The following is a 13,284-nucleotide window of genomic DNA, read 5'->3' as shown; positions in this document are numbered from 1 at the left end:
TCGGACTGCGAACTGCCATGCATGGGCGAGCCCGGAGGCCAAAGAGATGAGAGCCATGGTGCTGCATGCGCCGCGCCAGCCCTTGAGGCTGGAAGAGCGGCCCGATCCGGTGGCCGGTCCGGGCGAAATCGTCGTCAGGGTTGAGGCTTGCGCCGTCTGCCGGACCGACCTGCATGTCGTCGACGGCGACCTGACGGAGCCCAAGCTACCGCTCGTACCGGGGCACGAGATCGTCGGCATCGTCGAGAGTTGCGGCGCTGGCGTCGATCTTGCACCCGGCCGGCGCGTCGGCATTCCGTGGCTCGGCCATACCTGCGGCTGCTGCGGCTATTGCGAGAGCGGGCGGGAGAACCTCTGCGACAATCCCGGCTTCACCGGCTATACCCGCGACGGCGGTTTTGCCAGCCATGTGGTGGCGGATGCCGCCTTTGCCTTTCCGCTCGACGGCTTCTCCGATCCGGTCGCGACCGCACCCCTGATGTGCGCCGGGCTGATCGGCTGGCGCTCGCTGAAGATGGCGGGCGAGGGCAGGCGGATCGGCATCTACGGTTTCGGCGCGGCGGCCCACATCATCGCGCAGGTCTGCGTCTATCAGGGCCGTGAGGTCTATGCCTTCACGCGGGCTGGGGATGAGGCGGCGCAGACGCTGGCCCGTTCGCTCGGCGCCGTCTGGACAGGTGGCTCGGAAGAGAGCCCGCCAGTTCTGCTGGATGCGGCGATCATCTTCGCGCCGGTGGGCGAGCTCGTGCCCGCCGCCCTTCGCGCCGTTGCCAAGGGCGGCCGTGTCGTCTGCGGCGGCATCCACATGAGCGACATCCCGCAGTTTCCCTATTCGATCCTGTGGGGCGAGCGGCAGGTGCTCTCGGTCGCCAATCTCACCCGTGCCGACGCCGTCGAATTCCTCGAGCTCGCGCCGCGGGCCGGGGTGACCACAACGACGACCGTCTATCCGCTGGAACGCGCCAACGAGGCGCTCGCGGATCTCAGGGCCGGCCGGTTTCAGGGCGCGGCCGTTCTGGTGCCGTGACCGCCTTGCTGCGGACGAACTCCGTCAGGTGACCCGGAGCGGCGCGCGGCTTCGGTCGTTGACCGCTTCGCATGCCTTCTGCAGAAGGCTGATGAACTGCCGGCGTTCGTCGGCATCCAGCCCTTCGAGCAGGATCGACTGCACGTCCTTGACGATCGGCCTTATCTCGGCGAGAGCCTGCGTGCCCTTCTCCGTGACGAAAAGATTGCGTGCCCTTCGGTCGCTCGGATTGGTCTCGCGGCGCACCAGCTCCTTCTGCACCAGACGGTCGACCACTCCGCCGATCGTAACACGGTCATAGGCGATGCGGCTCGCCAGCGTCGCCTGGTCGAGGCCCGGCTTAGCCTCGATGGCACTCAGCGCCGCATATTGAACAGGCGTCAGGTCGAAGCCCTTCTTGCCGGTTTCGTCCATGAACACGGACACGGCGGCCTGGTTCAGTCGCCGGACCAGATGGCCGGGCATCTCATAGATTTCGAGCATCACGATTGCGTTCCCCCCGCAAATTTTATGCTTTTCTCTAGCGCTTATCGCGCCAACAAAAAAGAGCGGCGTTTTCGCGAAGTCTTGCTGGGCTGCGAACGCAGGGGAACGAGCCGGAGCGGACCGGACTGTGGATTGGGCACGGCCTTTTTCGGCACCGGGACTGGCAAGGCTCGGGTGTTCCTGATTTATGTTGGACGCGGGCCGATCCACGAAAAAGCGCGGCCGGTGCAAGCAGCGAGCGTGAGGAATCCGATGCAGAGACTTTTCGAAATCCCCTCCACGCCGCTCGTTCCCGTGCGGGGCGAGACGGCCGGCTATCCGGTTCACCGCATTTTCGGCGTCGGGCGCAACTATGCCGAACATGCCGCGGAAATGGGCTATGAAGTCGATCGCGAGACGCCGTTCTACTTCACCAAGCAGGCATCGGCGATCGTGCCCACCGGCAGCGAAATTCCCTATCCGCCCGGAACCTCCAATTTCCACTACGAGATGGAACTGGTGGTGGCGATCGGCGCCCCGGCCTTCCGGGTGAGCGTCGAGGACGCCGCCAAGGCCATCTACGGCTATGCCGCCGGCCTCGACATGACGCGGCGCGACCTGCAGCTCGCCGAGCGGGCCAAGCAGCGGCCCTGGTCGCTCGGCAAGGCCTTCGAGAAGTCGGCGCCGATCGCGGAGATCACCAAGGCCGCCGACTTCGCCGAGATCGGCCCCCAGCGCATCTGGCTGAAGGTCGGCGAGGAGATCCGCCAGGACGCGCATCTGAGCGATCTCGTCTGGTCGGTTCCGGAGTTGATCAGCCACCTGTCGCGCTTCTATCATCTCGTTCCCGGCGATCTCATCTTTACCGGAACGCCGGCCGGTGTCGGTCCGCTTTCCCCGGGCGACCGGATCACAGGCGCGATCGACGGTCTGCGGCCGGTGACGATCACCATCGGTGCCGCGGAATAGTGCATAGCGGCGTGCGGCGGCGAGGAGCCTTGAATGGGTGAACTTGGCAAATTCGAACGGAAGCTGCCGGAAGAGCGTCGCCGGGCGCTGATCGAGGCGACGCTTGCCTGCCTCGCCCGCGAGGGCCATGTCGGGCTGTCGATCCGCAAGATCAGCCAGGAGGCCGGCATTTCCGTCGGCCTCATCAACCATCACTATGCCAGCAAGGACGAACTCGTCGGCCATGCCTACGAGACCCTGTCGCTCGGCCTGCTCGCCAACATCCGCGACAAGGTCGAAGCGGCGGGGACCGATCCCCGGGCGCGGCTCAGCGCCTATTTCCGCGCCTCGCTGTCGGCGCCGGTGCTGGAGCGCAGTACGCTCAGAACCTGGGTGGTGTTCTGGGGCATGATCGATCATTCGACGATCATGACGGAGGTCCACGACCGCACCTATGCGGAATATCGGCGTCTGCTGGAAACGCTTCTGGCGGCCGTGTGGCAAGCGTCCAGCCGGCCGATGCCGGATCTCAGGCTCGCGGCGATCGGGCTCGTCGCCATCCATGACGGGCTGTGGCTCGAATGGTGCCTCAACCCGCATACCTTCTCGTCGGAGGAGGCGATCGGGCTGTGCGAGCAATGGACCGATTCCATGCTCGCCAGCGAGGCCGGTGCGCTTAGTTCGAGACAAAACTGAACGCTCGTTTAATTTCTCTTGCCTCTGACGACGGCGGCGGTATCATCGCGTCGTCAAAGGCCGGCGCGTGTGTCGGCGCACAGTCACTCCACGCCGTCCGCGCAACCCTGAGAGAGCCACGATGTCCAGTCCGAAAATCACCAGCACCGGCAGCAGCTATGGTGTGCAGTCCCTGCCCAAGATCGACTATGGCCGTGGCAGCTATCTCTACGACGTCACCGGCAAGCGCTATCTCGACGGTTCCGGTGGTCCGGCGGTCTATTGCCTCGGCCACGCGCATCCGGAAGTGACGGAGGCAGTCAAGCAGCAGCTCGACCGCATTGCGCACGCCTATCGCTATCTCTTCACCTCGGATGCAGTGGAAGAGCTGACCGAGATCATCACGCAGAATACCGGCGGGCACTTCCCCAACATCATCTATGTGTCGAGCGGTTCGGAAGCGGTCGAATCCTGCCTGAAGATCGCGCTACAGTATCATACGGCCCGGGGCGAGAAGAGCCGCCGCCGGTTCATCGCGCGCGAGCGCTCCTGGCACGGCAACACGCTCGGTGCGCTGTCGGTCTCGCACTTCAAGACCCGTCGCGATGCCTTCGAGGGCAGCCTGCTCGACGTCGCCTTCGTTTCAGCCGCCAATGCCTACCGGCCGCCGGAGGGCGTCACCGCCGAGGGGCTTGTGGCCCATCTGGCAAAGGAGCTGGAAGACAAGATCCTGGAGATCGGACCGGACAAGGTCGCCGCCTTCATCTTCGAACCGGTGGTCGGTGCCGCCGGCGGCGTGGTTCCCGCGCCCGAGGGCTATGCCAAGGCAATCCGCGCGGTCTGCGACAAACACGGCGTGCTGCTGATCGGCGACGAGGTGATGTGCGGATCGGGCCGCACGGGAACCTGGCGGGCGCTGGAACATGACGGCATTTTTCCGGACATCATGAGCGTGGCCAAGGGGCTTGCCGCCGGCTACCAGCCGCTGGGTGCTGCACTCTACAGCGACAAGGTGCACGAGACCCTGATGGCCGCGCATGGCGGGGCGATGACCGGCCATACCTTCACCGGCCACACCGCGGCCTGTGCCGCCGGCGTCGCCGTGCAGAAGATCGTCACGCGCGACCGCCTGCTCGAACGGATCCTCGATCGCGGCGCGGTCCTTCAGCAGGAACTGCGCTCGGCCCTGGCCGATGTCGGCGAACTGGGCGACGTGCGCGGCCGCGGCTTCTTCATCGGGCTGGAACTGGTGAGCGATCCGCAGACCAAGGAGCCTTTCCCGGCCTATGCCAGCCTGCATGCAGCGATCGGACGGCGGGCCTTCGATGCCGGCCTGATCTGCTATCCCTGCACCGGCAATGTCGGCGGGACCGCCGGCGACACCGTCATTCTCGCGCCGCCCTACAATGCCAGCGAGGAGGAACTGGGCGAGATCGTCACGACGCTGTCTCGGGTGATTCGCGAGTCGGTTGCCGAGGCGCGCCGCACTGTCGCGCTTCGCTGAGCTCCCGAAGCGGGGCGGCCGGACCGCCCCGCATGCCATCGAAAGTAGCATTCTGGCACAGATCGACTGCCGCGCCGCGTCGTCAAATCGTCACACGAAAAAGAAAGTTGTTGGAATCGCGGCCGGACAGGCCGAAGCGGCCAAACTTTGCTTTGACGCAAATCAAATCATGCCTGATCTTCTCGTCGTGGGCTGCTTGCATCGGCAATAGGCGACTGAAAGTGATTTCTAAAACAATATTTTAGACATTTTTGATGAAGCCGTCGGGGTCGGATTGGGGAACAGAATGGTCATGAGCTTTTTTCGCCGTACCGAAGATCAGGGCAGGTCGGAGACCGGCACGCGCCAGGCTTCAGGCCCTGGAAATGGTACCGCATCCGCTTCGGCGGCGACAGCCGTACCACAGCCCAGAGGCGAGTTCGGTGAATGCCAGGCCTTCGGTTCGGTGGTCGAGGAAAGCCATCTGTCGTCGGAACAGCTTCTGTCCGGTTTCGGTTTCCTGCAGGAGCGCGTCTCCTCGCTTCTGACCGCGCATGGCGATGCCCTTGCCGAACTCGGCGCGCTGCGCACCGAGCGGGCACGGATCGCCTCGCTGCTCGACTACGAGAGCAATGCCCGCAAGAAGCTCGACGCCGACAGTGTACGGCTGGCGGCGGAGTGCAAGGAACTCAAGGCCGAGAACACGCAGCTGCGGGCCGATGCCGAGGACAGCCGCGAAAAGCTCGCCCGGCTGGAAGCGCTCTACGAGGCCAATGCCCAGGACCTCGCTGTCGTCGAGGTGCGGCTGCGCGATGTGTCGCGCGAGCTTGACGAGCGGATCAGCCAGTATGACGAGACGGCGGCGCTGTTGAAGCGTGCCCATCACGACCTCGAGCAGCGCAACCGCGATTTCGCCGTGATGCGCGAGAAATACGAGACGGAACGCACGCAGCATCAGGTGCTGAGCGAAACCACGCGCCGCGAGGCCGATGCGCAGGCCCGCGAGATCGCCCGCCTGACCGAAGAAAAAGGCCAGCTGAAGAACGGCCTTGCGCATCACGAAAACCTCTCGCGCAACCTCGTCGGCGAAGTCACCACCCTCAAGCAGGAGCTTTCCTTCACCGAGGAAAAGCTGAAACGCCTGCAATCGGATCTGGATACGAAGCAGAGCGCGATGTCGGTGGAGATGTCGCAGCTTTCCACCCGCCACGAGGCGATCAGCTCCAAGGCGGAGCTGGTCGAAAAGCTGCTGGTGACGGCGCGCGGCCGGGTCAAGCTGGTCGAGGACGAATTGCAGGCGACTCGCTCGGAGCTGAAGCAGACCAAGGCGGAACTCGCGACAACGACGCTGCGTGCCGACCGTCTGGCCCAGGAACTCGGCGAGGCCCGCGCCAGCCATTCCGAAAACGAGGCCGTCCGGCGCGACCTGTCGCTGCAGGTCAGCGAACTGACGATGCGGCTACGCGATGCGGAAAACATGCGCGGCAAGCGGGATCGCGACGCCGAGACAATGAAGCGTGACTTTGACCAGCGCAACCGTGCTGATCTCGAAGAGATCCGCCAGTACCGTTCGAGCGCGGAGGTGGCCAAGGCCGAGATCCGCCAGCTGCGCTCGGAAATCGCCATCCTCACCGGCCAGCTGGACGTCGCCCGCACCGACCGTCAGGCAGCACCCGCCGTGGCCATGCCGGCCGCATCGCTCGGGCCGCTCGACAGCTGGAGCCTGCCGATCGAGGCGCCGGTGACCAAGCCGATCATCGAGATTTCGGAGAAATCGCTGCGCGGCTCCCCGCCGCCGGCCGAGGTCTGAGCCAACCAAGCTTCGCCGCGCCCTGGCGCGGTCGATCAGCGGCCCGAGAGGGCGCCATTGCGGCCGCCGGTTCATGACGAGCCGGCGGCTTCTGATTTTGGAGGTGGCATCGACTGCGTCGCGAAGACCACTGGGTTCGCACCGAGGTGCCTTGTAGCCCGTCACGTGCTAGAAGCGCGGCGCCATGAAGAAACGCGCCGATGCCTGATATTTCCGACCCATCGTTTTCAGACCGTTCCTGCCGGTCGTGCACGCTGTGCTGCGACCTGCCGGATATCGACGAGCTGGACAAGCCGGCCAATACGCTCTGTCGCCATTGCGTTCGCGATCAGGGCTGCACGGCCTATGCCGCGCGGCCAGGGACCTGCCGCGATTTCCTCTGCGCCTGGATGTCGGACGAGAACTGGGGCGCGGAATGGGACCCGACGGTCTGCCACATGATGGTCTATGCCCAGGGGCCGCAACTGACCGTGCTGGTCGATCCGCGCCACCCGGAAATCTGGCGGCGGGAACCCTATTTCGGCCAGCTGAAGCGTCGGGCGGCGGAAGCCGAGCCGGAAGGCGGTTATGTCATCGTCTATGTGGGCGACGAGGTCGAGAAGGTGGAAGGGGACTGATCTGGGCGCGCCCTGATCAGTGACCATGAAGGGGTGGGATTTCTCCTCAGCCGGCCTTCCTCTGGGCTAGAAGCCTGGCGACCCTGTCGCCGTCGATCGCCTCGATGCGGTAGCGGTCATGCGGCGTGCCGCCGGTCGTCTCCGCCGCGATCATCGCATTGACCACGGCCTCCTCGACGCTTTGCACCACGGCCTCGTAGACCGGATCGAGGATCTCGTCATTGACCATTTTCAACGTGAGCATCGGGCCGGCCTTGTGGCGCATCGGATGGGGGTTGGCGGTCGAGAAGGCGAGGAAGATGTCGCCGGAATTGTTGCCGCCGATCGTTCCGTTGCGGCCGATACCGATCGCGCCGCGCCGGGCGAGTTTCTGCAACTGGTGGGGCGCGAGCGGCAGGTCGGTGGCGATCACGACGATGATCGAGCCGCGCTCGGAAAGGCCGGGGTCATCCTGCTGCATGAGCTTGCCGACCGGCGCGCCGCCGATCGTCAGCCAGTCGCGCTGCCCGTGATTGGCCTGCACCAGGGCCGCGACGGTGAAAGGCTCGCCATCGATGGCGATCCGGCGCGAGGCGGTGCCGGTGCCGCCCTTGAAGCCATAGGCGATCATGCCCGTGCCGCCGCCGACATTGCCCTCCGCGACCGGACCGGATGCAGCGCCGTTCAGCGCCGCAAAGACATGGTCGACGGTCACATGCTGGCCGTTGATGTCGTTGAGCAGGCCGTCATAGGTTTCGGCCACCACCGGCATGATCCACAGATGCTCGTCGCCTTCGTAGGTCGCGGCATATCGGTCGATCATCCAGCGCACCGCGCCGTGATGGGCGATGCCGACGCTGTGGGTATTGGTGATGAGCACCGGGCCGACGAAATAGCCGCCGTCCTCGATCCAGTGCGAGCCGGTCATTTCGCCATTGCCGTTGAAGCGATGGATGCCGGCAAAGACGGGAACCGGTTCATCGGCCGCCGCGTGCGGCAGGATGGCGGTGACGCCGGTGCGGACCGGCAGCTTGCGGCCGGGGCGGGGCGTCTCCTCGCGGATTGTCGAGAAGCCGACATGGAGACCGGCGACGTCGGTGATGGCGTTGAGCGGACCCGGCGTGCCGTCGAAGGATATGCCGAAATCGCGGGCGCGCTTTCTGCCGGGTGCGGTCGTGTCGTCGGTCATGGCATCGCTCCCTCTGGCAACCCGTCTTCTCTCAGCACACCGTGAGCTTCACGCCGTTGCTGTCCAGGCTTTCCTTCAGTTCGTCGCCCGGCGCCTGATCGGTGACGACATGGGTGATGTCGCGCCAGGGCGCATAGCGTGCCGGAAAGAGCCGGTCGTGCTTGGAATGGTCGGCGACGACGACGGTGCGTGCGGCACGCGAGACCATGGCGGTATAGACCGCGCCGCATTCGAGAAGCGCATCGGACGGGCCGTCGGGACCGAGCCCGCTTGCGCCGAGGATGGCAAAGTCGGCGTAGAAGGAATTGAGGAACGACACTGCATGGGCGCCGACGGTGGCGCCTTCGGTGGCGTGATAATCGCCGGGCAGCATGACGACCTTGATCGTCGGGTTGATCGCGAGCACGGTCGCCACGCCGAAGGAATGGGTGAGCACGGTGATGTTCTTCATCTCCACCGCGATGCGCCGCGCCGTGTGCACCGTCGTCGAGCCCGAGCCTATCATCAGCACCTGCGCGCCCTTGAGGATCTGCACCGCTGCCCTCGCGATCCGCTCGCGCTCGGCGACGAAGAGGGTGTGGCGCTCGGTGACCGAGGGTTCGGTGGACAGCGAGCGCACGGCCCCGCCATAGGTGCGATTGAGCAGGCCCTGTTCAGTCATCTCGTCGAGGTCGCGGCGGATGGTTTCGGTGGAGACATCGAGCCTCCGGGCGAGTTCCGCCACGCGCAGGCTCGGCGCCTGGTTGAGTTCGGTCAGGATGCGCTCCTGGCGCACGCTCTTCGGTTTCTTCATCGCCGTTTGCTCCCCTGCCGTCCGTCCGTCTTTTCGTCCACCCATTCCCGTCCGCCTGCCAGCACCGCGTCGTAGACCGCGCCGCCGATCGCCCGGCCGACATCGGTGTGAAGGCCGGCATAGGTCTGGCGCCGATCGGCGATCGGGCAGGCGACGGCGATGCAGTCGGTTCCGGTGCCGGTGACGACGAGGCCGTCCCTGGTCCAGCCGAGATCGATCACCGCTGCGGTGCGTGCTTCGGTGGCGATCGACAGGGCCTCGATCAGGCCCGCCTCGTCGAGCGGCTGATCGATATGGGCAACGAGATTGATCGTGCCCACCTGACCGGAATGGGGCGTATCGGCGCCGACGCGGCCGGCATTGGCAAGGCCGACGGTCGCCAGGCAGAAGGCCGACGCATCGCCGCTTTGCCGGACGGCCTGATGGTGTTTTGTCACGTCGCGCGAGGTCATCAACTGCACCGCATCGCCGTAGCCTGCCGCCGCCAGCCGGTCGCTAAGCAGGGCCGCCGGATCGCCACCGATCGGCAGGTCGGCTTCGGAGACTTCCAGCCAGGCGATGGTGTCGGCGCGGATAAAGCCCGGCCGGGTCAGGGACCAGCTGAGCACCGCCTGTTCGGTGGCGAAGCGGACGGCAAGAGTCTTGCCGACACAGAGGATTTCGGGCGCTTTCATCGGCCAAGTTGTGTCAGGAACGGCGAAGTGGGACAAGTCTCGGGCGCGCGCCATCCCCGACTGTCTCATCCTTGCGCGGGCGGCAGATAGCCGATCAGCTCGTCGGTGTTCATCACATTGGCGTAGATCATGTGGATGCGCTCCAGCTCGCTCACATGCAGGTCCATCGAGCCGGCGGCGCAGGCATCGTCGACGACGATGACGTCGAAGCTCTCGTCGGCGAGACTGCGCACCGTCGAGGAGACGCACTGGTCGGTGAAAATGCCGGAACACACCACACGGGTAATTCCCATATTGGCGAGCACGAGCCTGAGATTGGTGCCGGTCAGCGCGCTGTCGGTCGTCTTGGTGACGACGATCTCGCCGCCTTGCGGGGCGATCTGCGGCAGGATCTGCGAGGCCTCTTCGTCTTTCGGCAGCAGCAGGTTGTTCCAGCCGGGCTTCTTCTGGCTGAGCGATCGGTCGCGGCCATCCGTGCGCAGGCAGGCGATGCGGGCGAAGAGCACGTCGAGGCCGAGCGCCCGGAAACGCTCCAGCAGGCGCTGGTTGTTGGGGATGACGGTGCCGTGCATGCGCTCGTGGAACGGTGTCCAGGCGTGATAGCGGGCAAGGTCGCCGGCCGACAGGGTCGCCGGGTCCGGGCGGTCGAGATAGGTGTTCTGCATGTCGATGACGAGCAGCGCGACCTTGCCTTTTTCGAGCACCGGATCCTCGGGCTCCGGGGCGCCCTGATAGTAGAAGGAACGGCGTTCGGTCTTCCAGCTCATGCGTTTGTCCTCATGCTTCCGCCTGGCGGCGGCGCACCAGCATGATGACAAGTCCACCGGCAAGCAACAGGGCGGCGGCCGAAAGCGTGCTCATCGTGCCGAGCGCCGGGACCATCGGCGAATAGCCGGCGACCATCTTGGAATAGAGCCATTTCGGGATCGTCGAGTCGACGCCCGCGGTATAGAGCGACAGCGGGAAATTGCCCCAGGACAGAAGGAAGGCGAAGAGCGCGCCCGACCAGATGCCCGGCCAGAGGATCGGCAGGGTGATCTCGCGCAGGATGAACCAGCGGCCGGCGCCGAGGTCGCGGGCAGCCTCTTCGAGCGTCGGGTCGAAGGAGTAGACCTGGATGGCGATGACCAGGGTGACCACCGGCACGATCCAGACGAGATGGGCGACGACCGCCGTCTGCCAGCTCGGATTGATGCCGAGCGCATTGAACCACAAGAGGAGGGCGAGCCCCAGCACCGGCTGCGGAAAGAAGACCGGCAGAAGGATCGCCTTCTGGAACAGCTTGCGGCCTTTCCAGTCGTAGCGGGCGAAGGCGAGCGCGCCGAAGAAGGCGAAAACCACCGAGACCAGCGTGACGATGAAGGCGATCAGCAGCGAGTTTTGCACCAGCGTCTGGATTTCCAGCGAGGCAAAGGTCTTGCCCCACCATTCGGTCGAGAAGACCCGGATCGGGAAGGCGAAATAGCGACCCTTGGACAGGCCGGCCAGCGCCCCGCAGACGATCGGCAGGTAGATGGCGAGGACGACGAAGGCGGTCCAGAGCTTGACGAAGGCGCGGGCGCGGATTTGCGAGCGGGTTTCCATGTCTCACTTCTTTCCGAGAATGCGGTCGAGATCGAGCTTCGACAGGACGTAGAGGGCAAGCCCGCTGACGATCATGACGAGCAGGATGGCGAGTGCCGAACCCAGCGGCCAGTTCTGCGCATAGGTGAAGGCGACCTCGATGTCCTGGGCGATGGTGATGACCGACTGGCCGCCGAGGATCTTGGATTCGGCAATGGCGCCGGCGCCGAGCACGAAGGTGAGCAGCATGCCGATCAGGATGCCGGGCATGGCGAGCGGCAGTTCGATCTCCCGCCAGATCATCAGCCGGCCGGCACCCAGGTCACGCGCCGCGTCGACCAGGTCCCTGGGGATCATGGCGATGCCGAGCGACATCAGGAAGAGCATGAAGGGCAGGTAGACATAGAGCATGCCGAAGAGGATGGCGCCCGGCGTATAGAGCACTTCCGGGCCGCCGGAAAAGCCGAGCCATTTCAGCCCGCCGTCGAGCACGCCGTTCTTGATGAAGAACAGTACCCAGCCATAGAGACGGACGTTTTCCGAGACGAACAGCGGGAAGACGAAAAGCACGCCGACGAAGCCCGACCATTTGCCGAACATGCGGTTGAGGCCATAGGCGATCGGATAGGCGATCACCGCTAGCAGCACCACGGTTGCCAGCGCATAGGCGAGCGACCAGGCAAACGACATCCACACGGTGTTGGAGGTGTCGAAGATCGCCGCGAAGTTGGCGAAGGTGAAGGAGCGGAAGACGTCGAAGCTCTTCGGCGTGGCAAAGGCATAGGCCGCGACCGTCAGCAGCGGGGCGAGGAAGCCGAGCACCAGCAGGATGACGACAGGGCCGGCGGCGCGCAGGCCGGCGGGGATTGCGGGCAGCGCACTTGTGCGGCTTGCCATGTCCTCGTGAGTAACAGACGCCATGTCAGTCTCCCACCACGATCGCATCGCGGGCATCCCAGCCGATGGTGACGGTGTCGCCGGCGGAGATGCCGGCAACCGCTGTGCGGGCAGCCTCGACCAGATAGATCCGTTCGCCCGAATGCACCTGGTACTGCATGCGCGAGCCGAGCGAATATTCGTTGTAGATCTTGCCGGTGATCAGGTTGTCGGCGCTCGAGGGGCCGGTGACGAAGCGCATGGTTTCCGGCCGCACGATGACGGTGGCCGTGTCGCCGATCGCCTCGTTGACCGGGGCCACCGTGATCGGCTTGCCGTCGGTCAGGGTCCAGGTTCCGCGGCCCTCGCGCTTCACCTCGAAACTGTTCACCTCGCCGAAGAACTCGGCGACGAAGCGGGTTGCGGGTCGGGTGTAGATCTCCTCCGGCGTGCCGATCTGGACGAGGCGACCGCGGCTCATGACGCCGACGCGGTCGGACATCACCATGGCTTCCTCGAGCGAATGAGTGATGTAGACGAAGGTCTTTCCGCTCTCGCGGTGCAGGTCCTTCAGTTCCTTCTCCAGCACCTTCTTCAGCTTGTAGTCGAGCGCCGACAGCGGCTCGTCGAAGAACAGCACGTCCGGGTCGTAGGCAAAGGCGCGGGCGAGTGCCACGCGCTGCTTTTCGCCGCCCGAGCAGCGCATCACGTTCTTGGAATAATAGTGCTCCGGCAGGCGCACCATGCGCATCAGCTCGAGCGCACGGGCCTTGCGCTCGGCGGCCGGCATCTTGCGGACCTTCAGCGGAAATTCGATGTTCTCGCCGACGGTCTTGTGCGGGAAGAGCGCCAGCGACTGGAAAACAAGACATGTCGGCCGCTTGTCGGCCGGCACGTCGTTGATCAGTTCGCCGCGCAGCGTAATGTAGCCTTCCGACGGCGATTCCATGCCGGCGAGCATGCGCAGCAGAGTGGTCTTGCCGGACCCGGAGGGTCCGACAATGGTGACGAACTCGCCCTCCTTGATGTCGACATTGATGCCGTCGACCGCGGCGAAGTCGCCGAAGATCTTGCGGACATCGACCAGCTGCAGAACCGGTGCCGTTGTGGCCTGGACTGCGTCTTCGGTCTCCGATTTCGTGTCGGTCAGGGTGGGCGAGATCATCGCAAGGCTCATTTCGTTTG

At 65.1% G+C, this 13,284-nt stretch carries 14 protein-coding genes; 6 read left to right on the top strand and 8 right to left on the bottom strand.

Features of this window, described 5'->3' with window-relative positions; genetic code table 11:
- Positions 1-46: 46 nt before the first annotated feature.
- Complete coding sequence (locus L867_RS0109150; RefSeq protein WP_028736599.1) at positions 47-1,027, top strand: zinc-dependent alcohol dehydrogenase family protein; 981 nt, start codon at positions 47-49, stop codon at positions 1,025-1,027.
- 24 nt (positions 1,028-1,051) lie between these two features.
- Here L867_RS0109150 and L867_RS0109145 read toward each other — a convergent pair whose 3' ends face one another.
- Positions 1,052-1,510: a MarR family winged helix-turn-helix transcriptional regulator gene (locus L867_RS0109145; RefSeq protein WP_028736598.1), complete on the bottom strand. Its 459-nt coding sequence runs from the start codon at positions 1,508-1,510 to the stop codon at positions 1,052-1,054.
- Between the two features lie 255 nt (positions 1,511-1,765).
- On the opposite strand from L867_RS0109145, the gene L867_RS0109140 reads away from it, so the two are divergent.
- From L867_RS0109140 to L867_RS0109115, 5 genes are all read left to right on the top strand, one after another.
- Positions 1,766-2,461: a fumarylacetoacetate hydrolase family protein gene (locus tag L867_RS0109140; RefSeq protein ID WP_028736597.1), complete on the top strand. Its 696-nt coding sequence runs from the start codon at positions 1,766-1,768 to the stop codon at positions 2,459-2,461.
- A gap of 33 nt (positions 2,462-2,494) precedes the next feature.
- A complete protein-coding gene (locus L867_RS0109135; RefSeq protein WP_028736596.1) occupies positions 2,495-3,136 on the top strand; it encodes a TetR family transcriptional regulator C-terminal domain-containing protein in 642 nt (213 codons plus the stop codon).
- A gap of 121 nt (positions 3,137-3,257) precedes the next feature.
- Entirely contained in the window at positions 3,258-4,619 is a 1,362-nt protein-coding gene (locus L867_RS0109130; protein ID WP_051438893.1) for an aspartate aminotransferase family protein, read from the top strand.
- Between the two features lie 292 nt (positions 4,620-4,911).
- Entirely contained in the window at positions 4,912-6,408 is a 1,497-nt protein-coding gene (locus L867_RS0109120) for a coiled-coil domain-containing protein (protein ID WP_232363910.1), read from the top strand.
- 200 nt (positions 6,409-6,608) lie between these two features.
- Positions 6,609-7,025, top strand: a complete 417-nt coding sequence (locus L867_RS0109115; RefSeq protein ID WP_028736593.1) for a hypothetical protein — start codon at positions 6,609-6,611, stop codon at positions 7,023-7,025.
- Positions 7,026-7,071: 46 nt separating this feature from the next.
- Here L867_RS0109115 and L867_RS0109110 read toward each other — a convergent pair whose 3' ends face one another.
- From L867_RS0109110 to L867_RS0109080, 7 genes are all read right to left on the bottom strand, one after another.
- Positions 7,072-8,193 (bottom strand): DmpA family aminopeptidase, encoded by a 1,122-nt coding sequence (locus L867_RS0109110; protein WP_028736592.1) that lies wholly within the window; start codon positions 8,191-8,193, stop codon positions 7,072-7,074.
- Positions 8,194-8,224: 31 nt separating this feature from the next.
- A complete protein-coding gene (locus L867_RS0109105; protein WP_028736591.1) occupies positions 8,225-8,986 on the bottom strand; it encodes a DeoR/GlpR family DNA-binding transcription regulator in 762 nt (253 codons plus the stop codon).
- On the bottom strand, positions 8,983-9,660 hold the full coding sequence (locus L867_RS0109100; protein ID WP_028736590.1) for an adenosylcobinamide amidohydrolase: 678 nt from the start codon (positions 9,658-9,660) through the stop codon (positions 8,983-8,985). The genes L867_RS0109105 and L867_RS0109100 overlap by 4 nt, the downstream gene beginning before the upstream one ends.
- Positions 9,661-9,725: 65 nt before the next feature.
- Positions 9,726-10,427: a cysteine hydrolase family protein gene (locus L867_RS0109095; RefSeq protein ID WP_028736589.1), complete on the bottom strand. Its 702-nt coding sequence runs from the start codon at positions 10,425-10,427 to the stop codon at positions 9,726-9,728.
- A gap of 10 nt (positions 10,428-10,437) precedes the next feature.
- Positions 10,438-11,244, bottom strand: a complete 807-nt coding sequence (locus L867_RS0109090) for an ABC transporter permease (RefSeq protein WP_028736588.1) — start codon at positions 11,242-11,244, stop codon at positions 10,438-10,440.
- A 3-nt stretch (positions 11,245-11,247) separates the two neighbouring features.
- Positions 11,248-12,144, bottom strand: coding sequence for an ABC transporter permease (locus tag L867_RS0109085; RefSeq protein ID WP_028736587.1), 897 nt, complete (start codon positions 12,142-12,144; stop codon positions 11,248-11,250).
- 1 nt (position 12,145) lies between these two features.
- The gene (locus L867_RS0109080; RefSeq protein ID WP_028736586.1) at positions 12,146-13,276 is read right to left on the bottom strand and encodes an ABC transporter ATP-binding protein; all 1,131 of its coding nucleotides are present in this window, start codon (positions 13,274-13,276) and stop codon (positions 12,146-12,148) included.
- Between the last annotated feature and the right edge of the window lie 8 nt (positions 13,277-13,284).

This window comes from Paenirhizobium selenitireducens ATCC BAA-1503 (genome assembly GCF_000518785.1).
GTDB lineage: Bacteria > Pseudomonadota > Alphaproteobacteria > Rhizobiales > Rhizobiaceae > Allorhizobium > Allorhizobium selenitireducens.
Note: the sequence above shows the minus strand (reverse complement) of the source record. Positions and strands in the feature narration are given on the sequence as shown.

What these genes read in the sequence shown, in the direction of transcription:
- L867_RS0109150 (WP_028736599.1), top strand. Translation starts at nt 47, where the DNA reads ATGAGAGCCATGGTGCTGCATGCGCCGCGCCAGCCCTTGAGGCTGGAA.
- L867_RS0109145 (WP_028736598.1), bottom strand. Translation starts at nt 1,510, where the DNA reads ATGCTCGAAATCTATGAGATGCCCGGCCATCTGGTCCGGCGACTGAAC.
- L867_RS0109140 (WP_028736597.1), top strand. Translation starts at nt 1,766, where the DNA reads ATGCAGAGACTTTTCGAAATCCCCTCCACGCCGCTCGTTCCCGTGCGG.
- L867_RS0109135 (WP_028736596.1), top strand. Translation starts at nt 2,495, where the DNA reads ATGGGTGAACTTGGCAAATTCGAACGGAAGCTGCCGGAAGAGCGTCGC.
- L867_RS0109130 (WP_051438893.1), top strand. Translation starts at nt 3,258, where the DNA reads ATGTCCAGTCCGAAAATCACCAGCACCGGCAGCAGCTATGGTGTGCAG.
- L867_RS0109120 (WP_232363910.1), top strand. Translation starts at nt 4,912, where the DNA reads ATGAGCTTTTTTCGCCGTACCGAAGATCAGGGCAGGTCGGAGACCGGC.
- L867_RS0109115 (WP_028736593.1), top strand. Translation starts at nt 6,609, where the DNA reads ATGCCTGATATTTCCGACCCATCGTTTTCAGACCGTTCCTGCCGGTCG.
- L867_RS0109110 (WP_028736592.1), bottom strand. Translation starts at nt 8,193, where the DNA reads ATGACCGACGACACGACCGCACCCGGCAGAAAGCGCGCCCGCGATTTC.
- L867_RS0109105 (WP_028736591.1), bottom strand. Translation starts at nt 8,986, where the DNA reads ATGAAGAAACCGAAGAGCGTGCGCCAGGAGCGCATCCTGACCGAACTC.
- L867_RS0109100 (WP_028736590.1), bottom strand. Translation starts at nt 9,660, where the DNA reads ATGAAAGCGCCCGAAATCCTCTGTGTCGGCAAGACTCTTGCCGTCCGC.
- L867_RS0109095 (WP_028736589.1), bottom strand. Translation starts at nt 10,427, where the DNA reads ATGAGCTGGAAGACCGAACGCCGTTCCTTCTACTATCAGGGCGCCCCG.
- L867_RS0109090 (WP_028736588.1), bottom strand. Translation starts at nt 11,244, where the DNA reads ATGGAAACCCGCTCGCAAATCCGCGCCCGCGCCTTCGTCAAGCTCTGG.
- L867_RS0109085 (WP_028736587.1), bottom strand. Translation starts at nt 12,144, where the DNA reads ATGGCGTCTGTTACTCACGAGGACATGGCAAGCCGCACAAGTGCGCTG.
- L867_RS0109080 (WP_028736586.1), bottom strand. Translation starts at nt 13,276, where the DNA reads ATGAGCCTTGCGATGATCTCGCCCACCCTGACCGACACGAAATCGGAG.